General features: G+C 72.5%; 25 protein-coding genes and 1 pseudogene. 5 read left to right on the forward strand and 21 right to left on the reverse strand.

From position 1 onward, the window contains the following. Nucleotides 1-42: 42 nt before the first annotated feature. The 9 genes from trpA to hisI form a co-directional block, all read right to left on the reverse strand. Complete coding sequence (gene trpA / locus ACYVMZ_RS00865) at nucleotides 43-861, reverse strand: tryptophan synthase subunit alpha (RefSeq protein WP_461074339.1); 819 nt, start codon at nucleotides 859-861, stop codon at nucleotides 43-45. Continuing rightward, nucleotides 858-2,144, reverse strand: coding sequence for a tryptophan synthase subunit beta (gene trpB / locus ACYVMZ_RS00870; protein ID WP_461074341.1), 1,287 nt, complete (start codon nucleotides 2,142-2,144; stop codon nucleotides 858-860). The genes trpA and trpB overlap by 4 nt, the downstream gene beginning before the upstream one ends. A gap of 58 nt (nucleotides 2,145-2,202) precedes the next feature. Further along, the gene (trpM, locus tag ACYVMZ_RS00875) at nucleotides 2,203-2,424 is read right to left on the reverse strand and encodes a tryptophan biosynthesis modulator TrpM (protein ID WP_461074343.1); all 222 of its coding nucleotides are present in this window, start codon (nucleotides 2,422-2,424) and stop codon (nucleotides 2,203-2,205) included. 22 nt (nucleotides 2,425-2,446) lie between these two features. Next, on the reverse strand, nucleotides 2,447-3,256 hold the full coding sequence (trpC, locus tag ACYVMZ_RS00880; protein ID WP_461074345.1) for an indole-3-glycerol phosphate synthase TrpC: 810 nt from the start codon (nucleotides 3,254-3,256) through the stop codon (nucleotides 2,447-2,449). A gap of 175 nt (nucleotides 3,257-3,431) precedes the next feature. Beyond that, a complete protein-coding gene (locus tag ACYVMZ_RS00885; RefSeq protein WP_461074347.1) occupies nucleotides 3,432-3,878 on the reverse strand; it encodes a DUF2752 domain-containing protein in 447 nt (148 codons plus the stop codon). Between the two features lie 104 nt (nucleotides 3,879-3,982). After that, entirely contained in the window at nucleotides 3,983-4,234 is a 252-nt protein-coding gene (locus tag ACYVMZ_RS00890; RefSeq protein WP_461074349.1) for an HGxxPAAW family protein, read from the reverse strand. Between the two features lie 126 nt (nucleotides 4,235-4,360). Next, on the reverse strand, nucleotides 4,361-5,002 hold the full coding sequence (locus ACYVMZ_RS00895; protein ID WP_461076267.1) for a TIGR02234 family membrane protein: 642 nt from the start codon (nucleotides 5,000-5,002) through the stop codon (nucleotides 4,361-4,363). A gap of 248 nt (nucleotides 5,003-5,250) precedes the next feature. Next, nucleotides 5,251-6,741, reverse strand: coding sequence for an anthranilate synthase component I (locus ACYVMZ_RS00900; RefSeq protein ID WP_461074351.1), 1,491 nt, complete (start codon nucleotides 6,739-6,741; stop codon nucleotides 5,251-5,253). A gap of 11 nt (nucleotides 6,742-6,752) precedes the next feature. Then, nucleotides 6,753-7,151, reverse strand: coding sequence for a phosphoribosyl-AMP cyclohydrolase (hisI, locus tag ACYVMZ_RS00905; protein WP_461074353.1), 399 nt, complete (start codon nucleotides 7,149-7,151; stop codon nucleotides 6,753-6,755). A gap of 82 nt (nucleotides 7,152-7,233) precedes the next feature. Between hisI and ACYVMZ_RS00910 the strand changes: the two genes are divergently transcribed. After that, a complete protein-coding gene (locus tag ACYVMZ_RS00910; RefSeq protein WP_461074355.1) occupies nucleotides 7,234-7,869 on the forward strand; it encodes a TIGR03085 family metal-binding protein in 636 nt (211 codons plus the stop codon). A 61-nt stretch (nucleotides 7,870-7,930) separates the two neighbouring features. Here the strand turns inward: ACYVMZ_RS00910 and ACYVMZ_RS00915 are convergent. The 10 genes and pseudogenes from ACYVMZ_RS00915 to hisD form a co-directional block, all read right to left on the reverse strand. Next, nucleotides 7,931-9,171: pseudogene (locus ACYVMZ_RS00915) on the reverse strand (MFS transporter). Between the two features lie 13 nt (nucleotides 9,172-9,184). Continuing rightward, on the reverse strand, nucleotides 9,185-9,775 hold the full coding sequence (locus ACYVMZ_RS00920) for an ArsR/SmtB family transcription factor (protein WP_461074357.1): 591 nt from the start codon (nucleotides 9,773-9,775) through the stop codon (nucleotides 9,185-9,187). A gap of 167 nt (nucleotides 9,776-9,942) precedes the next feature. Further along, a complete protein-coding gene (hisF, locus tag ACYVMZ_RS00925) occupies nucleotides 9,943-10,698 on the reverse strand; it encodes an imidazole glycerol phosphate synthase subunit HisF (protein ID WP_461074359.1) in 756 nt (251 codons plus the stop codon). Further along, nucleotides 10,695-11,105 (reverse strand): RidA family protein, encoded by a 411-nt coding sequence (locus ACYVMZ_RS00930; protein WP_461074361.1) that lies wholly within the window; start codon nucleotides 11,103-11,105, stop codon nucleotides 10,695-10,697. Before ACYVMZ_RS00930 ends, hisF begins: the two co-directional genes overlap by 4 nt. Beyond that, entirely contained in the window at nucleotides 11,102-11,830 is a 729-nt protein-coding gene (gene priA, locus ACYVMZ_RS00935; RefSeq protein WP_461074363.1) for a bifunctional 1-(5-phosphoribosyl)-5-((5-phosphoribosylamino)methylideneamino)imidazole-4-carboxamide isomerase/phosphoribosylanthranilate isomerase PriA, read from the reverse strand. The genes ACYVMZ_RS00930 and priA overlap by 4 nt, the downstream gene beginning before the upstream one ends. After that, on the reverse strand, nucleotides 11,830-12,480 hold the full coding sequence (gene hisH / locus ACYVMZ_RS00940; RefSeq protein ID WP_461074365.1) for an imidazole glycerol phosphate synthase subunit HisH: 651 nt from the start codon (nucleotides 12,478-12,480) through the stop codon (nucleotides 11,830-11,832). Before hisH ends, priA begins: the two co-directional genes overlap by 1 nt. Beyond that, nucleotides 12,480-12,644 (reverse strand): hypothetical protein, encoded by a 165-nt coding sequence (locus ACYVMZ_RS00945; RefSeq protein ID WP_461074367.1) that lies wholly within the window; start codon nucleotides 12,642-12,644, stop codon nucleotides 12,480-12,482. The genes hisH and ACYVMZ_RS00945 overlap by 1 nt, the downstream gene beginning before the upstream one ends. Next, a complete protein-coding gene (hisB, locus tag ACYVMZ_RS00950) occupies nucleotides 12,641-13,234 on the reverse strand; it encodes an imidazoleglycerol-phosphate dehydratase HisB (RefSeq protein WP_358783244.1) in 594 nt (197 codons plus the stop codon). Before hisB ends, ACYVMZ_RS00945 begins: the two co-directional genes overlap by 4 nt. Next, nucleotides 13,231-14,343 (reverse strand): histidinol-phosphate transaminase, encoded by a 1,113-nt coding sequence (locus tag ACYVMZ_RS00955; RefSeq protein ID WP_461074369.1) that lies wholly within the window; start codon nucleotides 14,341-14,343, stop codon nucleotides 13,231-13,233. The genes hisB and ACYVMZ_RS00955 overlap by 4 nt, the downstream gene beginning before the upstream one ends. Further along, nucleotides 14,340-15,665, reverse strand: coding sequence for a histidinol dehydrogenase (gene hisD, locus ACYVMZ_RS00960; protein ID WP_461074371.1), 1,326 nt, complete (start codon nucleotides 15,663-15,665; stop codon nucleotides 14,340-14,342). The genes ACYVMZ_RS00955 and hisD overlap by 4 nt, the downstream gene beginning before the upstream one ends. Before the next feature lie 205 nt (nucleotides 15,666-15,870). Here hisD and ACYVMZ_RS00965 point away from each other — a divergent pair, with 205 nt between their 5' ends. From ACYVMZ_RS00965 to ybaK, 4 genes are all read left to right on the forward strand, one after another. Next, entirely contained in the window at nucleotides 15,871-17,448 is a 1,578-nt protein-coding gene (locus ACYVMZ_RS00965; RefSeq protein ID WP_461074373.1) for an oxidoreductase, read from the forward strand. Between the two features lie 136 nt (nucleotides 17,449-17,584). Further along, the gene (locus tag ACYVMZ_RS00970; protein WP_461074375.1) at nucleotides 17,585-18,604 is read left to right on the forward strand and encodes a hypothetical protein; all 1,020 of its coding nucleotides are present in this window, start codon (nucleotides 17,585-17,587) and stop codon (nucleotides 18,602-18,604) included. Nucleotides 18,605-18,615: 11 nt separating this feature from the next. After that, nucleotides 18,616-19,356: an LON peptidase substrate-binding domain-containing protein gene (locus ACYVMZ_RS00975; RefSeq protein WP_461074377.1), complete on the forward strand. Its 741-nt coding sequence runs from the start codon at nucleotides 18,616-18,618 to the stop codon at nucleotides 19,354-19,356. 27 nt (nucleotides 19,357-19,383) lie between these two features. Continuing rightward, complete coding sequence (gene ybaK / locus ACYVMZ_RS00980) at nucleotides 19,384-19,884, forward strand: Cys-tRNA(Pro) deacylase (protein ID WP_461074379.1); 501 nt, start codon at nucleotides 19,384-19,386, stop codon at nucleotides 19,882-19,884. A gap of 165 nt (nucleotides 19,885-20,049) precedes the next feature. Here ybaK and ACYVMZ_RS00985 read toward each other — a convergent pair whose 3' ends face one another. Continuing rightward, nucleotides 20,050-20,718, reverse strand: a complete 669-nt coding sequence (locus ACYVMZ_RS00985; RefSeq protein ID WP_461074381.1) for an AAA family ATPase — start codon at nucleotides 20,716-20,718, stop codon at nucleotides 20,050-20,052. A 56-nt stretch (nucleotides 20,719-20,774) separates the two neighbouring features. After that, nucleotides 20,775-21,596 (reverse strand): ABC transporter permease, encoded by an 822-nt coding sequence (locus ACYVMZ_RS00990; RefSeq protein WP_461076269.1) that lies wholly within the window; start codon nucleotides 21,594-21,596, stop codon nucleotides 20,775-20,777. Nucleotides 21,597-21,680: the final 84 nt, after the last annotated feature.

A 21,680-nucleotide genomic window follows, 5' to 3' on the forward strand; every position in this document is an offset into this window, starting at 1 on the left:
CCAGGTCCACCCGTACGAGGGACCCGGTATGAGCTCGCCTTGTCAGGCCTGTCCGCGGACGCCCTTCGCGAGGTCGCCCGCGAGCGCGCGGACGGCCTCGAGGCCGGCCGCGTGGTCCGGGGCGTCGAGCATCCGCTTGACGAACGCCGAGCCGACGATCACGCCGTCGGCGAAGCCGGCGACCTCGGCGGCCTGCCGGGCGTTGGAGACGCCGAGCCCGACGCACACCGGCAGGCCGGTTCCGGTGGCCCGGGTGCGCTGCACCAGGTCCTGGGCCTGCGAGCTGACTGTCTCGCGGGTGCCGGTGACGCCCATGAGGGAGGCCGCGTAGACGAAGCCGCTGCCCGCCGCGGTGATCTCGGCGAGCCGCTCGTCCTTGCTGCTGGGAGCCACCACGAACACCGTGGCGAGGCCGTGCTTCTCGGCGTGCTCCCTCCACAGCGCCGACTCCTGCACGGGCAGGTCGGGCAGGATGCACCCGGCGCCGCCCGCCTCCGCGAGCTCGGCGGTGAACCGCTCGACGCCGTAGCGGTCGATGGGGTTCCAGTACGTCATGACGAGGACGGGCTTCCCGGTGGCCTCGTACACCTCCCGGACCGTCCGCATGACGTCGGCGATCCGGACGCCGCCGCGCAGGGCGATGTCGTCGGCGGTCTGGATGACGGGGCCGTCGAGGACGGGGTCGCTGTGCGGCAGGCCCACCTCGACGATGTCGGCGCCGCCGTCGAGGACGGCCTTGATCGCCTCGATGCCGCCGTCCACGGTCGGGAACCCGGCCGGGAGGTAGGCGATGAGCGCCGAGCGCCCCTCGGACTTCGCCTCGGCGAGGGTGTCCGTCAACAGCTGGATGTTGCCGCTCACTTGGCGTCCCCCTCGATCTCGGCGGTGTCGGTGTCCGCGTCGGCGGCGACCTCGGCGTCGGTGTCGTACAGGCCGAAGTAGCGGGCGGCGGTGTCCATGTCCTTGTCGCCGCGGCCGGAGAGGTTGACGACGATCAGCCCGTCCTCGCCCAGCTCCCGGCCGACCTCCAGCGCACCGGCCAGCGCGTGGGCGCTCTCGATGGCCGGGATGATGCCCTCGGTCCGCGACAGCAGCCGCAGCGCCTGCATCGCAGCGTCGTCGGTGATGGCGCGGTACTCGCCGCGGCCGGTGTCCTTGAGGTAGGAGTGCTCCGGTCCGATGCCCGGGTAGTCCAGGCCGGCCGAGATCGAGTACGGCTCGGTGATCTGGCCCTCGTCGTCCTGGAGGACGTACGACCGGGAACCGTGCAGGATGCCGGGTTCGCCGGCGGTGAGGGTGGCGGCGTGCTCGCCGGTGTCGATGCCGTGGCCGGCGGGCTCGCAGCCGATGAGGCGGACGCTCTCGTCCGGGATGAAGGCGTGGAAGAGGCCGATGGCGTTGGAACCGCCGCCGACGCAGGCGATGGCCGCGTCGGGCAGACGGCCCGCGCGCTCCAGCAGCTGGCGCCGGGCCTCGACGCCGATGACGCGGTGGAAGTCGCGGACCATGGCCGGGAAGGGGTGCGGGCCGGCGACGGTGCCGAAGAGGTAGTGGGTGTGGTCGACGTTGGCGACCCAGTCGCGGAACGCCTCGTTGATGGCGTCCTTCAGGGTCCGGCTGCCGGACTTCACGGCGATGACCTCGGCGCCGAGCATGCGCATACGGGCCACGTTGAGGGCCTGCCGCTGGGTGTCGATCTCGCCCATGTAGATGGTGCACTCGAGGCCGAAGAGCGCACAGGCGGTGGCGGTGGCCACGCCGTGCTGACCGGCGCCGGTCTCGGCGATGACACGGGTCTTGCCCATCCGCTTGGTGAGCAGGGCCTGACCGAGCACGTTGTTGATCTTGTGGGAGCCGGTGTGGTTGAGGTCCTCGCGCTTGAGGAAGACGCGGGCGCCACCGGCGTGTTCGGCGAACCGGGGCACCTCGGTCAGGGCGCTCGGGCGGCCGGTGTAGTTGACGAGCAGGTCGTCGAGTTCGCGGGCGAACTCGGGGTCGGCCTTGGCCTTCTCGTACTCGACGGCGACCTCGTCCACGGCGGCGACGAGCGCCTCCGGGATGAACTTGCCGCCGAACGCGCCGAAGTAGCCCTCGGCGCTGGGGACCTGACCCTCTGGGTCGGGGATGAAGAACTGGCTGGGCATGCGGAAACCTCACGGTGAGCGTGTGGACAGACGCTGATCGCCGTGGGGGCGGGGATGGTCAGTCGGCTGCGGGCCGGCTGTGGCTTGTCGCGCAGTTCCCCGCACCCCTGAAAGGGCGCTGCCATCGCCGTCCGTTGACCTGCCCGGGCTCGTCACCGATGACGTAGCGCACGCGTCGCCCGTGCACCCGGCGGGCGGGCGCGCGACAGCCTCGGGGCCGGCAGCCGCGCGCGAGGCGGGCGTACGGGTCCCGGGTCGCCATGGTGGTCGAGGAAGTCATCGCCGCTCAGCTTATCGGGTGATCAGCCCCGGCCGTGCCGCAATGCGGGGTGCGCACCGGCCGCCACCAGGTCGGAGACCGCGGTCTTCGGGTCGCGGCCCGTGACGAGGGACTCGCCGACCAGGACCGCGTCGGCGCCGGCGTTGGCGTACGCGATGAGGTCGTGCGGGCCGCGGATGCCGGACTCGGCGATCTTGACGATGCCGTCCGGGATCTCCGGCGCCAGCCGCTCGAACGTGGAGCGGTCGACCTCCAGGGTCTTCAGGTTGCGCGCGTTGACGCCGATCACCTTCGCGCCCGCGTCCACCGCACGGTCGACCTCGTCCTCGTCGTGCACCTCGACGAGCGGCGTGAGCCCGATGGACACCGCGCGCTCGATCAGCGACTCCAGGGCCGACTGGTCGAGGGCCGCGACGATCAGCAGCGCGAGGTCGGCGCCGTACGCGCGCGCCTCCCACAGCTGGTACGAGGTGACGATGAAGTCCTTGCGCAGCACGGGGATGTCCACGCGCGCGCGGACCGCCTCCAGGTCGGCCAGCGAGCCGCCGAAACGGCGCTGCTCGGTGAGGACGGAGATGACGGCGGCGCCGCCCGCCTCGTAGTCGGCGGCGAGGCCTGCCGGGTCGGCGATCGCGGCGAGCGCGCCCTTGGACGGGCTGGAGCGCTTGACCTCGCAGATCACCTTGACGCCGTCGCCCTTCAGCGCGGCGACCCCGTCCTTGGCGGCGGGAGCCTTCGCCGCGCGCTCCTTGAGCTCGTCGAGGCTGACGCGCGCCTGCCGCTCCGCGAGGTCGGCACGGACTCCCTCGATGATCTCGTCGAGCACACTCACGCGAGCGGCCCCCTTCCAGACGGTTGGCTTCCAAAGCGGTCGTTTCCGCCGCGGGCCCGCCTCCTGGGGCGGATCATCAGGCGAAACCGATGGTCACTGCGATGGTATCCGGAGGAAGGCGTAGGCCTCGCATCCGGTTGACGCCGGTCCCACTACCTGGACATCTGCCAGTTGATCAAGGATGCAACCAGCCACCGAACGGCAGGTTCCGGACAACGGTGAAGACCAGCAGCAACGCTCCCAGGCTCCACAGGTGCACCGGCCCGAGATCGATCCGCATCGGCCGGCCGCGCACCGCGCGGACCACCCATACGGTCCACAGCACGGCGAAGCCCACATAGCCGAGGACGGCCAGCGCGTTGTCCTGCAGCGCCGCCAGGAGATCCCCGTGGACGACGGCGTGTGCGCTGCGCAGCCCGCCGCAGCCGGGGCAGTACAGGCCGGTGAAGCGCAGCAGCGGGCAGACCGGGTAGTGGCCGGGTTCGTGGGGGTCGACCGCCCCGACGTACGCGAAGGCCCCGGCGACGGCCGCGAGCAGCCCGGCGGGGACGGCCAGGCGGCCCGGCAGGCTCCGGGTCACTTTCCGGGTCGCTCTCCGGCTGTCGGCGTTCACGGCAGACATTGTGCCCCCGCACACGCGTGAGGGGCGGTCCCGGCACCCTGGTGCCGGCCGCCCCTCTGCGAGTCGTGCACGCCACGCGTCGTACGCGGGCCCGTGCGCGGGGATCAGCTCTCGGCGCGTGCCGGCTCCCGCTCGTCCGTCATCTTGTGCACCGGGTGGAGGTCCTTCGGCTGGCCCAGGCCCATCGCGCGCATGATGCCGCCGACGACACCGCCGAGGACCACGATCCCCAGGCCGGCCCAGAAGCCCACCGGCTGGGCCATCACCATGAACGCGCCCGCGACGCAGAAACCGATGAAGGCGATAGTGACACCGGTCCAGGCGGCCGGGGTGTGACCGTGGCTGCTGCCCGCCATTGCTTGCTCCTCGTTGCTGTGTGCGTGTCTGAGCTGGACGCTCGTGGTCATTGTCCCGCACGCGCGCGCGTGCCGTGAGCGGGGGTGGCTCCCCGCGCGTCCATGGGAGGACGCGCACGTGGAGGCCTACGCCCCGGTCGGGTCCTCGCCCCGGTCGAGCGCCTTCCACAGCTCCTCGGGCCGGTCGGGGTCGACGGCCGGGGACCGGCGGCGCGGGCGGGGGGCACCGCCGCGTTCGTAGCGGCCGGACATCGCGGGCCACAGGCGGCCGTAGCGCAGGGCGAGCAGTCCGGCCAGGAGGATCAGCGCGCCGCCCGCGGCCGCGACGTACGGCCAGGCAGTGTGGCTGAGGGCGTCCACGGTGGCGGAGGTGTCGCCGGAGGCCTGGGCGGCCTTCTCGTCGAGTGCGGAGCTGTCGGAGGCGCCGAGCAGGGCCGCGACGACGGTGCCCGCGCCGGAGAGCGCGAGCAGTGCGGCGACCATGAGGCGTCCGGCGCGGCGGACGGCGAAGACGGCGACGAGCGCGGCGAGGCCCACTATGGCCAGGGCCGCGGGGACGCCCGTGACGTCGCTGCCCCTGGCGGTCAGGGGGAACGCGCCGCCGGCCACCGTCGCGGTGCCCTCCGACCAGCGCTGCCGGGTGGCGAGCAGCGCCACGGCCGCGCCCAGCGCGCCGCTCAGCAGGGCGACGGCGAGGCTCAGGCGGCCGGCCCGGGCGGATCCGGAGGCTTCGGAACGGGGGTGAGGTGCAGCAGTCACGTACTCCACTATCGCCCGAGCCACGGGCGAACCCTCACCCGGGGCTCAGTGAGAAACGCCTCCAGGCCCTGTCGTCAAACTCCCGTCGTCCGCCCACAGGGCGGGCTCCGCGGCGTCAGGTGCGTGCTCTCGGCGTGCCGGGCCCTGGCCCACGTACTGGATGTACTTGGGCCGGGGCCCGGTGCGGCGAGAGTGCGTGCATGGCGTCACGGAGCAGGCGGGAGTTTGATGACAGGGCCTAGTGCCCGGGAAACGCCTTACCGCCCCAGCCGGTTCGCCGTGTGCACGGCCCGCAGCACCGCCGCCGCCTTGTTGCGGCACTCGGTGTCCTCGGCGACCGGGTCGGAGTCGGCGACGATGCCGGCGCCCGCCTGGACGTACGCCGTGCCGTCCCGCAGCAGCGCCGTGCGGATGGCGATGGCGGTGTCGGAGTCGCCCGCGAAGTCGAGGTAGCCGACGCAGCCGCCGTACAACCCGCGCCGGGACGGCTCGAGTTCGTCGATGATCTGCATGGCGCGGGGCTTGGGGGCGCCGGAGAGGGTGCCGGCCGGGAAGCAGGCGGTCAGCACGTCGAAGGCCGTACGGCCCGCCGCCACGCGGCCGGTCACGGTCGAGACGATGTGCATGACGTGCGAGTACCGCTCGATGGACATGAAGTCGACGACCTCGACCGAGCCCGGTTCGCAGACCCGCCCCAGGTCGTTGCGGCCCAGGTCCACGAGCATGAGGTGCTCGGCGCGTTCCTTGGGGTCGGCGAGCAGTTCCTCGGCGAGGGCCTGGTCCTCCTGCGGGGTGGCGCCGCGCCACCGGGTGCCGGCGATGGGGTGCACCATGGCCTGCCCGTCCTCGACCTTCACCAGGGCCTCGGGGGACGAGCCGACGACGTCGAAGCCGTCGAAGCGGAAGAGGTACATGTACGGGGACGGGTTGGTGGCCCGCAGCACCCGGTAGACGTCCAGCGCGCTCGCCGTGCACGGCGTTTCGAACCGCTGGGAGGGGACGACCTGGAAGGCCTCCCCGGCCCGGATGCGCTCCTTGACGTCCTCGACGGCCTCCTGGAAGTCGGGGCCGCCCCACAGGGCCGTGTACTCGGGGAGTTCGGAGGGCGGCAGCACGGCCGGGGGCTGGGCGACCGCGCGCGACAGGTCGGCCTCCATGGCGTCGAGGCGGGCGACCGCGTCGGCGTGGGCCTCGTCGACGCCGGTGTCGAGGTCGTTGTGGTTGATCGCGTTGGCGATCAGCAGGACGGAGCCCTCCCAGTGGTCCATGACCGCCAGGTCGCTGGTGAGGAGCATGGTCAGCTCGGGGAGCCTCAGGTCGTCCCGCTCGCCGGGGCCGATCTTCTCCAGGCGGCGCACGATGTCGTAGCCGAGGTAACCGACCATGCCGCCGGTGAAGGGCGGCAGGCCGAGGTCGTGGGCGAGGTCGCGGGGGGTGTGCAGGGCCTCGAGGGTGGTGCGCAGGGCGGCGAGCGGGTCGCCGTCGGCGGGCACACCGACGGGCGGGGTACCGAGCCAGTGGGCCTGGCCGTCACGCTCGGTCAGGGTGGCGGCGCTGCGTACGCCGACGAAGGAGTAGCGGGACCAGGAGCGTCCGTTCTCGGCGGACTCCAGCAGGAAGGTGCCCGGGCGCTCGGCGGCCAGCTTGCGGTAGAGCGCGACCGGGGTGTCGCCGTCGGCGAGGAGCTTGCGGGTGACCGGGATGACCCGCCGGTCGGTGGCGAGCTTGCGGAACGTCTCGAGGTCCATGGCGGCAGACCTTACTGATCCGAGGCGGGTACGGCGGAACCGGCGCCGTCCTTGAGCAGCACGTCGGCGTCGAAGCAGGTGCGGGCGCCGGTGTGGCAGGCGGCACCGACCTGGTCGACCTTGACGAGCAGGGTGTCGGCGTCGCAGTCGAGGGCGACGGACCTGACCCGCTGGACGTGACCGGAGGTGTCGCCCTTGACCCAGTACTCCTGGCGGCTGCGCGACCAGTACGTGCAGCGGCCGGTGGTCAGGGTGCGGTGCAGCGCCTCGTCGTCCATCCAGCCGAGCATGAGCACCTCTCCGGTGTCGTACTGCTGGGCGATGGCGGGCAGGAGGCCGTCGGCGCTGCGCTTGAGGCGCGCGGCGATCTCCGGGTCGAGGCGGCTGGGCCGGGGGGACGTGCTGGTCATGTCGACCATTGTGCCGCGCGGAGGCGGTGGGGCCCGGCCGCGTCCACTGTCCGGACCGGGTGCCCGGTCGTAGGCTGGCTCCATGTCGACCCATGCCAAGCGTGAACGACTTCTCCTCGCCGATCTGTTGGAGACAGCGGGTCCGGACGCGCCCACCCTGTGCGAGGGCTGGACGACCCGGGACCTCGCCGCGCACGTGGTGGTGCGCGAGCGGCGCCCCGACGCCGCCGGCGGGATACTGATCAAGCAGCTCGCGCCGCGCCTGGACCGGGTGATGGCGGAGTACACGGCGAAGCCGTACGAGGAGCTGATCCAGCTGATCCGTACGGGCCCGCCGCGTTTCTCGCCGTTCTCGCTCAAGCCGGTCGACGAGATGTCGAACATCGTCGAGTACTACGTCCACGCGGAGGACGTCCGGCGCGCCCAGCCCGACTGGACACCGCGCGAGCTCGACCCGGTCTTCCAGGACACCCTGTGGTCCCGTCTGGAGCGCTCGGCCCGCCTGATGGGCCGGGGCGCCCCGACGGGCCTGGTGCTGCGCCGCCCGAACGGCGAGACGGCGGTCGCCCACCGCGGCACCCCGGTGGTCACGGTGACCGGTGAGCCGTCCGAGCTGGTGCTGTTCATGTACGGCCGGCAGAGCGCCGCCAAGGTGGAGCTGGACGGCGACGAGAACGCGATCGCGAAGCTGCACGAGGCCAAGCAGCTCGGTATCTGAGAGGCCGGGGCCCCGTCGCCGAGCCGATTCGCCGGGCCGGGGCTGACGACTGGGCCCCGGCTCAGCGGGGGAGTTCGGCGCGGCGGACGGGGCCGGAGCCGAGGGCGAGGAGTGCGCCGAGGGCGCAGATCGCGGCGCAGGCCGCGAAGACCGGGCCTGTGCCCCACCGGTCGGCCGCGCCGCCGACCAGGGGGAAGGTGAGGGGTGCGACTCCGAAGCCGACCAGGGTGGAGACCGCGGTGACGCGGCCGACGTAGGCGGGGCCCGCCCGCGCCTGGAGCAGGGCTCCGCTCAGGGCGCCGCCCAGCCCGGCGAGAAGCCCGATGAGCAGGCCACACCCGCCGCGGCGGCCACGGACGCCACGTGGGCGAGCCCGGCGATCGCCAGGCAGCCGCCGGCCTCCGCCACCGTCATGACGAGCCCGGCGCGCGGCACCCGCCCGCGCAGGGTGAGCAGCAGTGACGCGGCCCCGGCTCCGGTGCCGAACCCGGCGAGCACCCAGCCGAGGCCGGGCGAGCCCCAGCCGCGTTCCTGGGCGAGCAGGGTCAGCCCCAGGTTCATGGGCCCGACGAAGCCCAGGTCGGCGAGGGCGATGGCGAGGACGAGGGGGCGGAGCACCCGGTCGCGGCCGATGTGCCGCAGGCCGTCGCGGAGTTCGGCCAGGACGGCGCCCCGTTCCTTCCCGTCGTCCGGCGGCGGCCCGACGCGTACGGCCCACAGCACCGGCAGCGACCCGCCGATCAGCAGCGCGGCGAGCCCGAACGCCCCGGCGGTGCCGCCCAGCGCGACGCCGAGGCCGCCGAGCGGCCCGCCGAGGACGCCTGCGAGCCGGGTCGCGAGGCCGCGCATGCCCTGGACCCGGGCGAGCTGGCTCCGACCGGTGATCCGGGCGGGCAGCGCACCGGCGGCGGGCAGGAAGACCGCGTCGACGACGCCGAAGAGGACCGCCACCGCACCCAGCGCCCACAGCCCCGGACGCGTCACGAGGAGCAGTCCGGCCGCGGTCGCGACGAGCACGCAGCGCACCACACTGCTGCCGAGCACGACCCGGCGCGGCCCGTACCGGTCGACGGCCACTCCCCCGCCCGGCATCAACAGCGCGCGGGGCACGGCACTGACGGCCGTGACCAGCCCGGCCTGCGCGGGCGTGCCCGCCTGCACGGCCGCCCAGGACAGGGCGATGTAGTAGACGTTGTCCCCCATCGCGGACGAGGTGTAGGCACCGAACCAGCGCAGGACGTCGGGATCGCGGTGGGCGGGTCTCGTGAGGTCGGGCGCCACCGCTACGTCGGGCGCGGTCATGCCAGGTGACTCCTCAGCTGCGGAACGGGAAGGCGTTCGTGTGGAGCGCGACGTTCTCGCGTCCCGCGGTGTCGCCGGCCGCGTCGGCGGCCCGGCCCATCTCCTGGTACCTCTGGGCCAGGGCCCGCAACTCGGCCGTGAGGGCGGCGAGTTCGGCGGCCGTGAGGCGCAGGACGGTCTCGGAGGAGTCGACCGCGGCGTTCCACTCGGCGCCCCAGTGGGCCCGCTCGTCGAGGTAGCGGCGGTACATGTCCGCACGCTGCTCGAAGAAGAGCCGGCTCGCCGCGGTGTGCGCGGCGGCCTTCTCAGGGGCGTCTCGAAAATCCTCGTCGTGGATGCTCAGCCCGTCCGAGGCCGGCTGCCACCAGCGCTCCCGCCCGTCGGCGCTGCGCGGCTCGGCCTCCTCGATCAGCCCGTGCTCGGCCAGCTTGCGCAGGTGGTAGCTGACCAGCGAGACGGCCTCGTCGACCTGCTCGGCGAGCTGCGAGGCGGTGGCGACTTTGGCCATCAGCAGGCCGCGATACAGCTTCATCCGCAACGGATGGGCGAGCGCCTTGAGCGTGCCCAGGTCGGTGATCCGGCGGTCCCTCTCCTTGCTTGCCATGCTCACGACCGTAGGCAGGAAAGGAAGAGTTGCACAACTTATTTTGCGCAATTTTCCTTTCGCACCCGCCCGGAAGAAGGCCCCGGCCACCACCAGGCAACCGGGGCTCAGGTCGGATCAGGCCAGGCCAGACCAGGCCAGGCCAGGTCAGGTCAGGTCAGGTCAGGTCACCGCACGGGATGCCCGGCCGCCCGCAGTGTCTCCTTCACCTGGCCGATCCGCAGATCCCCGAAGTGGAAGACGGAGGCGGCCAGCACCGCGTCCGCGCCCGCGGCGACGGCGGGCGGGAAGTCGGCCAGCTTGCCGGCGCCGCCCGAGGCGATCACCGGGACGGTCACGTGCTTGCGGACCGCCGCGATCATCTCCAGGTCGTAGCCGTCCTTCGTGCCGTCCGCGTCCATGGAGTTGAGCAGGATCTCCCCCGCGCCCAGCTCGGCGGCCCGGTGCGCCCACTCGACGGCGTCGATGCCGGTGCCGCGGCGGCCGCCGTGGGTGGTCACCTCGAAGGAGCCGCTCTCCGTCCGCCGCGCGTCCACGGACAGCACCAGCACCTGCCGGCCGAAGCGCTCGGCGATCTCCCGGATGAGGTCCGGGCGGGCGATCGCGGCGGTGTTCACGCCGATCTTGTCCGCGCCCGCCCGCAGCAGCTTGTCCACGTCGTCGGCCGTACGCACACCGCCGCCGACCGTCAGCGGGATGAACACCTGCTCGGCCGTGCGCCGCACCACGTCGTACGTCGTCTCGCGATTGCCGGAGGACGCCGTGATGTCCAGGAACGTCAGCTCGTCGGCGCCCTCGGCGTCGTACACCTTGGCCATCTCGACGGGGTCGCCCGCGTCGCGCAGGTTCTGGAAGTTGACGCCCTTGACGACCCGGCCGTTGTCCACGTCCAGGCAGGGGATGACTCGGATCGCCAGGGTCATGAACCGGGCTCCTCTGAATGTCCTCTGAATGCTTCTATTTCCACTTCGACCAGGATGCGCGGGTCGACGAACCCCTCCACCACCAGGAGGGTCGAGACCGGACGCACCGTGTCGAAGAACTCCTTGTGGGCGCGGGCCACGTCGTCCACGTCCCGCGCATGGGTCAGGTACATCCGCGTGCGGATCACGGACCCGATGCCGAGCCCGAACTCGCCGAGCGCCTCGATCGCGCTGGTGAAGGCCACCTTGGCCTGCTCGTACGGGTCGCCCTCCCCGTACAGCACGTCGCCCTTGAAGGACGTGGTGCCCGCCACCAGCACGCGGTCGCCCGCCGCGACGGCGCGTGCGAAACCGAAGGACTCTTCCCAGGGACTTCCGCTCTGCACACGCCGCACGGCATCGCTCATGACGACACAGCCTCCAAGGCCTCTTCCAGGGTGAACGCCTTCGCGTACAGCGCTTTCCCTACGATGGCCCCTTCGACACCGAGCGGGACGAGGTCGGCGATCGCGCGCAGGTCGTCCAGCGACGACACGCCGCCGGAGGCCACGACCGGGCGGTCCGTCGCCGCGCACACGTTCTTCAGCAGCTCCAGGTTCGGGCCCTGCAGCGTGCCGTCCTTGGCGATGTCGGTCACGACGTACCGGGCGCAGCCCTCCTTGTTGAGGCGCTCCAGTGTCTCGTAGAGGTCGCCGCCGTCGCGGGTCCAGCCGCGGCCGCGCAGGGTCGTGCCGCGTACGTCGAGACCGACGGCGATCTTGTCGCCGTGCTCGGCGATGACCTTGGCGACCCACTCGGGGGTCTCCAGGGCGGCCGTGCCGAGGTTCACGCGCGTGCAGCCCGTGGCGAGGGCGGCGGCCAGGGTGTCGTCGTCGCGGATGCCGCCGGACAGCTCCACCTTGATGTCCATCGCCCGCGCGACCTCGGCGATCAGCTCCCGGTTGTTCCCGGTGCCGAACGCGGCGTCCAGGTCGACCAGGTGCAGCCACTCGGCGCCCGACCGCTGCCAGGCGAGGGCGGCCTCCAGGGGGGAGCCGTAGGAGGTCTCCGTACCGGACTCGCCGTGCACCAGGCGGACCGCCTGACCGTCACGGACGTCGACGGCGGGGAGGAGTTCGAGCTTCGAAGCCATCAGAGGGTTCCGATCCAGTTGTTCAGCAGCTGGGCTCCGGCGTCGCCGGACTTCTCGGGGTGGAACTGCGTGGCCCACAGGGCGCCGTTCTCGACGGCCGCCACGAACGGCTTGCCGTGCGTGGACCAGGTGACCTTGGGGGCCGTGATCGCCGGGTTGTGCGTCTCCAGCTGCCAGTCGTGGACGGCGTAGGAGTGCACGAAGTAGAAGCGCGCGTCCGCGTCCAGGCCGGCGAACAGCTGCGAGCCGGCCGGTACGTCCACGGTGTTCCAGCCCATGTGGGGCACGACGTCGGCCTGCAGCGGCTCGACCGAGCCGGGCCACTCGGCCAGGCCCTCGGTCTCCACGCCGTGCTCGATGCCGCGCGCGAACAGGATCTGCATGCCGACGCAGATGCCCATCACCGGGCGCCCGCCCGACAGGCGGCGGTCGATGATCCAGTCGCCACGGGCCTCCTTCAGGCCCGCCATGCAGGCGGCGAAGGCGCCGACGCCCGGCACCAGCAGCCCGTCGGCGTTCATGGCCTTGTCAAAGTCACGCGTGATCTCGACGTCGGCTCCCGAGCGCGCGAGGGCGCGCTCGGCGGAGCGGACGTTGCCGAAGCCGTAGTCGAAGACGACGACCTTTTTGGATGGCGCAGCGGCGCTCATCAGTTCCACACCTCCAGCCGCATGACGCCCGCGACGAGACACATCGCGGCGCCGATCGAGAGCAGCACGATGAGGCTCTTCGGCATCTGCTGCTTGACGAAGGAGATGATCCCGCCGACCAGGAAGAGGCCGACGACGATCAGGAGGGTCGACAGACCGTTCACAGCGCGCCCTTCGTGGACGGAAGGATGCCGGCCGCGCGCGGGTCGCGTTCGGAGGCGTACCGCAGGGCCCGCGCCAGCGCCTTGAACTGGCACTCCACGATGTGGTGCGCGTTGCGCCCGTAGGGCACGTGCACGTGCAGCGCGATCTGGGCCTGGGCGACGAAGGACTCCAGGATGTGCCGGGTCATCGTGGTGTCGTACTCGCCGATCATCGGCGCCATCTTCTCGGGCTCGGTGTGCACGAGGTACGGACGGCCGGACAGGTCGACGGTGACCTGGGCGAGGGACTCGTCGAGCGGCACCGTGCAGTTCCCGAAGCGGTAGATCCCCACCTTGTCGCCGAGGGCCTGCTTGAAGGCGGCACCCAGCGCGAGGGCGGTGTCCTCGATGGTGTGGTGCGAGTCGATGTGCAGGTCGCCCTCGGTCTTCACGGTCAGGTCGAACAAGCCGTGCCGGCCGAGCTGGTCGAGCATGTGGTCGTAGAAGCCGACCCCGGTGGAGATCTCCGTCCTGCCGGTGCCGTCGAGGTCGATCTCGACGAGGACGGACGTCTCCTTGGTGGTCCGCTCCACGCGTCCTACGCGGCTCATGTGTTCTGCTCCTTCTTCAAGTCCCGTACCGCGTCGAGGAACGCGTCGTTCTCGGCCGGGGTCCCGGCGGTCACCCGCAGCCACCCCGGTACGCCGTTGTCCCGGACCAGGACGCCCCGGTCGAGGATCTTCCGCCAGGCTTCGTGGGCGTTGTCGAACCGCCCGAACTGCACGAAGTTCGCGTCGGACTCGGTGACCTCGTAGCCGATCGCGCGCAGCTCGGTGACCAGCCGGTCCCGCTCGGCCTTCAGCTGCTCGACGTAACCCAGCAGCGTGTCGGTGTGCTCCAGGGCGGCCAGGGCGGTCGCCTGGGTGACGGCCGACAGGTGGTACGGCAGCCGGACGAGCTGGACGGCGTCGACGACGGCCGGGTGCGCGGCGAGGTAGCCCAGGCGCAGGCCCGCCGCGCCGAACGCCTTCGACATCGTGCGGGAGACGACCAGGTGCGGCCGGCCTTCGAGCAGCGGCAGCAGCGAGTCGCCGTGGCTGAACTCGATGTACGCCTCGTCCACGACCACCATCGACGGCTTCGCCGACTGCGCGGCCTCGTACAGCGCGAGGACCGTCTCGGGCGGGACCGCGTTGCCCGTGGGGTTGTTGGGGGTGGTGATGAAGACGACGTCCGGCTGGTTCTCGGCGATGGCCTTCCGGGCCGCCGCGAGGTCGATGGTGAAGTCGTCGTTCCGGGGGCCCGAGATCCATCCCGTGCCCGTCCCGCGCGCGATGAGGCCGTGCATCGAGTACGACGGTTCGAAGCCGATCGCCGTACGGCCCGGGCCGCCGAAGGTCTGCAGCAGCTGCTGGATGACCTCGTTGGAGCCGTTGGCGGCCCACACGTTGGCCAGGCCGACCGGATGTCCGGCCGTCTTCGTCAGGTACTCGGCGAGCTTCGTGCGCAGTTCGACCGCGTCCCGGTCGGGGTAGCGGTTGAGGTTCCGGGCCGCCTCGCGCACCCGCTCGGCGATCCGCTCGACCAGCGGCTCGGGCAGCGGGTAGGGGTTCTCGTTGGTGTTCAGCCGTACGGGGACGTCCAATTGGGGCGCACCGTAGGGGGACTTGCCGCGCAGCTCGTCCCGTACGGGGAGATCGTCGATCCTCACGTCGCTCACTTGCTCTCGGGCACCTTCCAGCCGAACCTGGCCTTGATCGCCGCGCCGTGCGCGGGCAGGTCCTCCGCCTCCGCCAGCGTCACCACGTGGTGCGCGACCTCGGCCAGCGCGTCCTTCGTGTAGTCGACGATGTGGATGCCGCGCAGGAAGGACTGGACGGACAGGCCCGAGGAGTGGCAGGCGCAGCCGCCGGTGGGCAGGACGTGGTTGGAGCCGGCCGCGTAGTCGCCGAGCGAGACGGGCGCCCAGGGACCGATGAAGATCGCACCGGCGTTCTTGACCCGGTCGGCCACCTCCTGAGCCCGGGCCGTCTGGATCTCCAGGTGCTCGGCGCCGTACGCGTCTACGACCCTGAGGCCCTCGTCGACGCCGTCGACCAGCACGATCGCGGACTGCCTGCCGGACAGCGCCGGGACGATCCGGTCCTCGACGTGCTTGGTGGCCGCGACCTGCGGCTCCAGCTCCTTCTCCACCGCGTCCGCGAGTTCGACGGAGTCGGTGACCAGCACGGCCGCCGCCAGCGGGTCGTGCTCGGCCTGGCTGATCAGGTCGGCGGCGACGTGCACCGGGTCGGCGGTGGAGTCGGCCAGGATGGCGATCTCGGTCGGGCCGGCCTCGGCGTCGATGCCGATCCTGCCCGTGAAGTAGCGCTTGGCGGCGGCGACCCAGATGTTGCCGGGGCCGGTGACCATATTGGCGGGCGGGCAGGACTCGGTGCCGTACGCGAACATCGCGACGGCCGTGGCGCCGCCGGCGGCGTAGACCTCGTCGACGCCGAGCAGGGCGCACGCGGCGAGGATCGTCGGGTGCGGCAGCCCGCCGAACTCGGCCTGGGCCGGGGAGGCGAGCGCGATGGACTCGACGCCGGCCTCCTGGGCCGGTACGGCGTTCATGACCACGGAGGACGGATACACGGAGCGGCCGCCGGGCGCGTACAGCCCGACCCGCTCGACCGGTACCCACTTCTCGGTCACCGAGCCGCCGGGCACCACCTGGGTGGTGTGGGTGCCGCGGCGCTGCTCGCGGTGGACGAGGCGGGCGCGGCGGATGGACTCCTCCAGGGCCGCGCGCACGGCCGGGTCCAGTTCCTCCAGGGCGCGGGTGAGGGCGGCGGCCGGCACCCGCACCTGGTCGAGCCTGACGCCGTCGAACTTCTCGGCGAAGTCGATCAGCGCCGCGTCGCCCCGATGATGCACGGCCTCGCAGATAGGACGCACCTTCTCCAGGGCGGCCTGAACGTCGAAATCGGCTCGGGGCAGCAGGTCACGCAAGGCGGGGCCCTCGGGGAGGGCGTCGCCGCGCAGATCGATTCGGGAGATCACGTGCTCAATTCTCTCAGACCCGGCTCGTGCCCCGTCCGCACGTTCCAGTGGCTGATACAAGCCCCCTCTCGACGGCTCCGGAAGGGGCCCTCGGCGGTACCCGCAAGATCGCCGTTACATCCAGTGTTCACGCCGTCACCCAGCGGGCATGAACGGTTGTACGAACCCGCGAGTATCCGGGATGTCCGGGGAGGAAGGCAAAGCTGTGACCGACGGGGCCGGCCTGCGTGCCGGGGATCTGCCGGAGGACCTGACCGCCGCTGAGGCCGGCATGTGGCAGGCCTTCCGCAACGGCAGTGTGTACGACCTGAGCAGCGGTGACGCGGTCGTCGACGACCCGCACGGCGGACACCCCTGGGGCCCCGAGCGGACCGTACGGGCCAGGATCATCTGCTGGCTCCTGCTGGACGGGCCGCCCGCGCTGGCGGGCCGGGTGTCGTCGCTGAAGCTGGTCGGCGTGCAGATCAGCGGCACGATGGACCTCGCGGGCGGCACGGTGGTGCCGTACCTGGAGATGCGGGGCTGCCGCTTCGAGCGCGAGGTCCTGCTGCCGGAGGCCCGTTTCACGACCGTGCGGATGGTGGACTGCTCGGTGCCGCGGCTGGAGGCGGCCCGGGTGCACACCGAGGGTGATCTGCACCTGCCGCGCTGCAGGTTCCACCACGGCATCCGGCTCACCGACGCGCAGATCGGCACGGACCTGCTGCTCAACCAGGCGATCGTGTACCGGGACCGCAGCGGCCGCTCCATCGCCGGGGACGGCTTGAGCGTCGGCCAGGACTTACAGGCCGAGATGCTGGAGTCGCACGGCGAGCTCAGCCTGCGCAGCGCCAAGATCGGCGTGTCGCTGAGCCTGCGCGGCGCCCGGCTGGCCAACCCGTACGCGCGCCTCGCGCTGAACGCCCCGCAGCTGACCGTCGAGCGCACCCTGTACCTGACCCCGGCGGGCCTGGGCGGTCAGGCGCTGAGCGGCACGACCCCGGCGCGCGGCACGCGCGTGCAGCGGTTCGCGTGCCAGGGCGGGGTGCGGCTGGACGACGGGCGGTTCGGGGACGCCGTCGACTTCGAGGGTGCCCGGTTCACCTTCACCGACGACCAGGAGCTGTCGCTGCGCCGGGTGCAGACGCCGGAGCTGCGGTTCCTCGGGGAGCGGCCGGCCCGCGGGCGCGTGGTGCTGTCGGGGGCGAGGATCGTCAACCTGATGGACCGCGCGGACAGCTGGCCGGGCCCGGGCCGGCTGCACATGGGCGGCTTCAGTTACGAGAACCTGGTGCCGCGCGGCCCGTTCCCGCTGGCCGAGCGGCTGGACTGGGTGGCCGCCGCGACCGCCGAGTACAACCCGGAGCCGTACGAGCGGCTGGCCGCCGTGCTGCGGGCCGGCGGGGAGGACGAGGACGCCCGCGAGGTGCTGCTCGCCAAGCAGCGCCGGCGCCGCGAGAGCCTGCCGCTCGCCGCCAAGCTGTGGGGGTACGCGCAGGACTGGACGGTCGCCTACGGGTACCGGCCCGGCCGGGCGGCGGTGTGGATGGCGGTGCTGTGGGCGGCGGGCTCCTTCGCCTTCGCGCACGCCGAGCACCCGCCGCTGAAGACCGGTGAGCATCCGGACTGGAACCCGGCCCTCTTCGCCCTCGACCTGCTGCTGCCGGTCATCGACCTGGGGCAGGTCGGCTTCTGGCAGTTGCGCGGGGGCTGGCAGTGGCTGGCCGCGGCGATGATCCTGCTGGGCTGGGTCCTGGCGACGACGGTGGCGGCGGGGGCGACGCGGCTGCTGCGGCGCAATTAGTGAGGTGTGTCGTCACTGGGGCTACCGTTGCAGCAGTTGTTGAACAGTCGCCATTTTACGTCTCCTTGACCAATCGGCGTACAACCTTCGACGAGTTCCGCGAAGGCTCTGGCGCCACAGTGACCTGCGTCTTTCAATGGTCGACACCATGGCTCTGCTGCCCCCTTTCATCCGCGCGAGCCGGATGACCAGGACCGCCGCACGCCCCGCCGCCGACGACGAGGCGCTGCTCGACGCGCCCGACGACCGACTCGCCCCCGCGCTGGTCGGGGCCGCCGACGGCGGGTACGAGGCCGCCGCCGGGCTGCTCGCCGCCACCCGTGCGGCAGCCGAGTGGGAGCGCCGCGACCGGTACACGACCCGGCTGGCCGCTTTCGCGCGCTCACGCCCCGAGTGGCTGGACGCCTGGCGCGCCGCCGCCCCGCACGACCCCGACGCGCTGCTGGTCGCGGCCCAGCTGGCGGTGGACCGCGCCTGGCAGTCACCGGCCCGGGTCGAACTGCTGCGCGAGGTGAGCCCCTTGATCACGGCCGCCGCACGGGCCGACCACGGAGACCCGGTGCCGTGGCGGCTCGCGCTGGACCATGCCCGCGGTGCCCAGGCCGGGCACACGTACTTCGAGGAGCTGTGGGCGGCGGCGGTACGCCGTGCCCCGCACCACTACGGCTGCCATGTGGCGGCCCTGCGCTACCTGGCCGAGTCCTGGCACGGTTCGCACCGCGAGTGCTTCGACTTCGCCGACCGGGCCGCGCAGGACGCCCCGGCCGACGCGCTCGTGCAGGCATTGCCGCTGCACGCCGCCTTCGCCTACCTCACCGACGGCTGCGGGCCCGAGATACCGCGCGAGCGGCTGGACGCGGCGGCCGACCGGGCCATCGTCCTGTCCCCGCTGCTCCCGCCGGCCGACCCCTGGCCGGCCCGGATGCGCAACCTTCTCCTCTTCGTCCTCGTCCGCCTGGAGCGCTGGGCGGACGCCGCGGAGCAGCTGCGCCTGAACGGCCCGTACGCCACCTCCTTCCCCTGGGACCGGGTGTCGGACGACCCGCTCGGCCACTTCCTGCGGGTGCGCGACGGCATCCGGGTCGCGGCGGCCGGAACGCCGCCGTGGCATCCACCAGGTGGGCACGGCGGACGCATCCGCTGCGGCGACCATTAGGCTCTTGCGTCGTGACCACCGTCCGGCTCCCGCTCTTCCCCCTGAACTCGGTGCTCTTCCCGGGGCTCGTGCTCCCGTTGAACGTCTTCGAGGAGCGCTATCGCGCCATGATGCGCGAGTTGCTCAAGACCCCGGAGGACGAGCCGCGCCGGTTCGCCGTCGTGGCGATCCGCGACGGCCACGAGGTGGCGCCGAGCGCCCCGGGCATGCCGGATCCGACGGCCCTGCCCGAGCGCGGGCCCGCGGCCGGCTTCGGCCCCGACCCGTTGAAGTCGTTCCACAAGGTGGGCTGTGTCGCGGACGCGGCCACGATCCGGGAGCGGGCCGACGGCACGTTCGAGGTGCTGGCGACTGGGACGACCCGGGTGCGGCTGCTGTCGGTGGACGCCTCCGGCCCCTTTCTGACGGCCGAGCTGGCGCCGCTGCCCGAGGAGCCGGGCGACGAGGCGGGCGCGCTCGCCGAGGGCGTACTGCGGTCCTTCCGCCAGTACCAGAAGCGGCTGGCGGGGGCACGGGAGCGGTCACTGGCGACCGGCGCCGACCTGCCGGACGAACCGGGCGTCGTCTCCTACCTGGTGGCCGCCGCGATGATGCTGGACACCCCGACCAAGCAGCGCCTGCTCCAGGCCCCGGACACGGCCTCCCGCCTGCGCGACGAACTGAAACTCCTTCGCGCGGAGACCGCCATCATCCGTAGTCTGCCGTCGTTGCCGGCGTCGGACCTGACGCGCGGCCCGACAAGTCTCAACTGACGCACGATCTCTGGGGTACAGGCCGGGATGGCGAAGAAGGCGAAGAAGCAGCAGCCGGGAGGCACGCCCGCGACGGTGGCGCTCACGGCGGCCGGAGTGGATTACACGGTCCACTCCTACGACCACGACCCCTCCCCCCCCTCCTACGGCGAGGAGGCGGCCGAGGCGATGGGCGTCTCACCGGACCGCGTCTTCAAAACGCTGGTGGCGGACGTCGACGGAGCCCTGACGGTGGCCGTCGTCCCGGTCGCCGGCCAACTGGACCTGAAGGCGCTGGCTTCGGCGGTGGGCGGCAAGCGGGCCACGATGGCGGACCCGGCCCTCGCGGAACGCACCACGGGTTACGTCCGGGGCGGCATCTCCCCGCTGGGCCAGCGCAAGAAGCTCCCGACGGTGCTGGACGCCTCCGCTTCCGCCCACGAGACGGTCTGCGTCTCGGCGGGCCGTCGCGGCCTGGAGGTCGAACTGTCCCCGGACGACCTGGCGAAACTCACGGACGCGACCCTGGCCCCCATCGGGCGTGCGTGACCTCTCGACGACCGGTCTTCTCGGCTGGGCAGAAGGGACATGTCGAAGAGAACGCGAAAGCGCGAGTGGCGCACAAGGGCCGCTCGAACCACGGACGGCGCCCGGCGCAGCTCAGCTGCGGGCAGTCGTGCCTCCCCCAAGCTCTTCGAGCAGGGGGTAGTGAACCTACGGCGCCGATGCTCCCCCGTACGGCCCGTGCTCCGGATACCCCGGCTCCGGATCCCGAGGCCCGAACAACGCCGTCAACCCCAGATGCAACACCAACGCGGCGAGGGGCCACGCCAGCAACGCCCCCTTGGCCCCCAGCCGCATCGGCGCCGAGAACGTAACCCCCTTGCCCACGTCCTTCGCATGGGCGATCACATCCTGCGCGGGCCCGAGCCACACCCCGACCCGCCACGCCAGGAGCGCCCCGAGCAGCCCCCCGACCCCGAGCGCCACCACCAACGGCACGCCCCCACGCCGCCGCACGGCGAAGACGGCCACCGCACTCACCGCACCGAAGGCCAGCGCCAGCAGCGTGAACGTCCCGTCCACCCCCACCGCCTGCTCGCCCTCGGTCTCCTTGAGGTAGACGACCCAGTTCCCGTCCACCACGTCACCGACCAGCGGCACCCGCGGCGCCAGCCACCACCACAGCACGCCCAGCAGCACCCCGCCGAGCCCCACCGCCACCGTGACCACGGCGGCCTCCCGCACTTCGGTCTTCATCCCGGGGCCGTCCTGTCCGTACGCGGTTCCCCCAGCGCCGGGACCGGCAGGCGGCGGCACCTGCCATCCCTGGTACGTCGAATGTTCATGCGGTGGCGGAGGTGGTGTCAGAGGTGCGGTCACCCTGACATCGTGCCAGTTGCGGCTGTGCGACGCGCCATCGGACGATCGCCCCGCCGTCACCGGACGGCCGCCCGGCGGTACGCCCAGGTCGCCACGGCCAGCGAGATGACCCCGACGACCCCGCACACGGCGAGATCACCGAGCACGAAGGCCCAGTCGGGGTCCGGCCCGAAGGTGCGGGCGAAGGCCTCCACGCCGTACGTCGACGGCAGCAGGTCCCGCGCGAAACGCACCGCCTCCGGCATCCGTTCCGCCGGCAGCACGCCCAGCAGCAGCGCCGCCGACATGCCGAGCTGCCCGAGCAGCGTGGCCAGCTCCGGCCGCGGCGCGAGCAACCCGAGCGCGGCCCCCAGCCCGGCGAGCGCGGCGCCGGCGAGCGGGATCACGGCGACGAGCACCCACAGGTGCGCCAGCGGCAGCCCGAACAGCGCGCATCCGAAGACGGCGGTCACGACGGTCCCCGGCACGGTGAACGACGCGTACGCGCCGGCCGCCCCCAGCACCACCGCGGCCGGCGGCACCGGCAGGGTCGCGTAGTGGTCGAGCCCGCCGCTGGCCCGCAGCTGCCCGAAGTACTGGGCGAGCAGGTTCAGCGCGACGAAGGCCACCACGAGCACCGACGCCCCGGCGACGACCGCTCTCGCCTCGCCCCCGCCGTCCACGACCCCGCGCATCAGGATCATGATCCCGATCGACTGGAAGGTCGCCACGAACAGCAGCGGGATCCGCGCGACCCGCGCCCGGGACAGCTGCGCCCGGTACACGGCGGCCAGCGAGGGCCACAGCCGCGCCCGCGGTCCGAGCTCGGCCGGGCCGGGGGCGGCCTCCTGAACGGCCAGGGCTCCGCCCGGCAGGACATCGGCGGGTACGACACTCACGTCGCGCTGCTCCCCTTCACTCGGGTCCTCTGCGGCGGTCGCCCCGTTGCGTACGGATCCGGCGGCCGGTCCGCTCAAGGCCTG

Source organism: Streptomyces deserti (genome assembly GCF_054782695.1).

What these genes read in the sequence shown, in the direction of transcription:
- trpB (WP_461074341.1), bottom strand. Translation starts at nt 2,144, where the DNA reads ATGCCCAGCCAGTTCTTCATCCCCGACCCAGAGGGTCAGGTCCCCAGC.
- trpM (WP_461074343.1), bottom strand. Translation starts at nt 2,424, where the DNA reads ATGACTTCCTCGACCACCATGGCGACCCGGGACCCGTACGCCCGCCTC.
- ACYVMZ_RS00885 (WP_461074347.1), bottom strand. Translation starts at nt 3,878, where the DNA reads ATGTCTGCCGTGAACGCCGACAGCCGGAGAGCGACCCGGAAAGTGACC.
- ACYVMZ_RS00890 (WP_461074349.1), bottom strand. Translation starts at nt 4,234, where the DNA reads ATGGCGGGCAGCAGCCACGGTCACACCCCGGCCGCCTGGACCGGTGTC.
- ACYVMZ_RS00900 (WP_461074351.1), bottom strand. Translation starts at nt 6,741, where the DNA reads ATGGACCTCGAGACGTTCCGCAAGCTCGCCACCGACCGGCGGGTCATC.
- hisI (WP_461074353.1), bottom strand. Translation starts at nt 7,151, where the DNA reads ATGACCAGCACGTCCCCCCGGCCCAGCCGCCTCGACCCGGAGATCGCC.
- ACYVMZ_RS00910 (WP_461074355.1), top strand. Translation starts at nt 7,234, where the DNA reads ATGTCGACCCATGCCAAGCGTGAACGACTTCTCCTCGCCGATCTGTTG.
- ACYVMZ_RS00920 (WP_461074357.1), bottom strand. Translation starts at nt 9,775, where the DNA reads ATGGCAAGCAAGGAGAGGGACCGCCGGATCACCGACCTGGGCACGCTC.
- hisF (WP_461074359.1), bottom strand. Translation starts at nt 10,698, where the DNA reads ATGACCCTGGCGATCCGAGTCATCCCCTGCCTGGACGTGGACAACGGC.
- ACYVMZ_RS00930 (WP_461074361.1), bottom strand. Translation starts at nt 11,105, where the DNA reads ATGAGCGATGCCGTGCGGCGTGTGCAGAGCGGAAGTCCCTGGGAAGAG.
- priA (WP_461074363.1), bottom strand. Translation starts at nt 11,830, where the DNA reads ATGGCTTCGAAGCTCGAACTCCTCCCCGCCGTCGACGTCCGTGACGGT.
- hisH (WP_461074365.1), bottom strand. Translation starts at nt 12,480, where the DNA reads ATGAGCGCCGCTGCGCCATCCAAAAAGGTCGTCGTCTTCGACTACGGC.
- hisB (WP_358783244.1), bottom strand. Translation starts at nt 13,234, where the DNA reads ATGAGCCGCGTAGGACGCGTGGAGCGGACCACCAAGGAGACGTCCGTC.
- ACYVMZ_RS00970 (WP_461074375.1), top strand. Translation starts at nt 17,585, where the DNA reads ATGGTCGACACCATGGCTCTGCTGCCCCCTTTCATCCGCGCGAGCCGG.
- ybaK (WP_461074379.1), top strand. Translation starts at nt 19,384, where the DNA reads ATGGCGAAGAAGGCGAAGAAGCAGCAGCCGGGAGGCACGCCCGCGACG.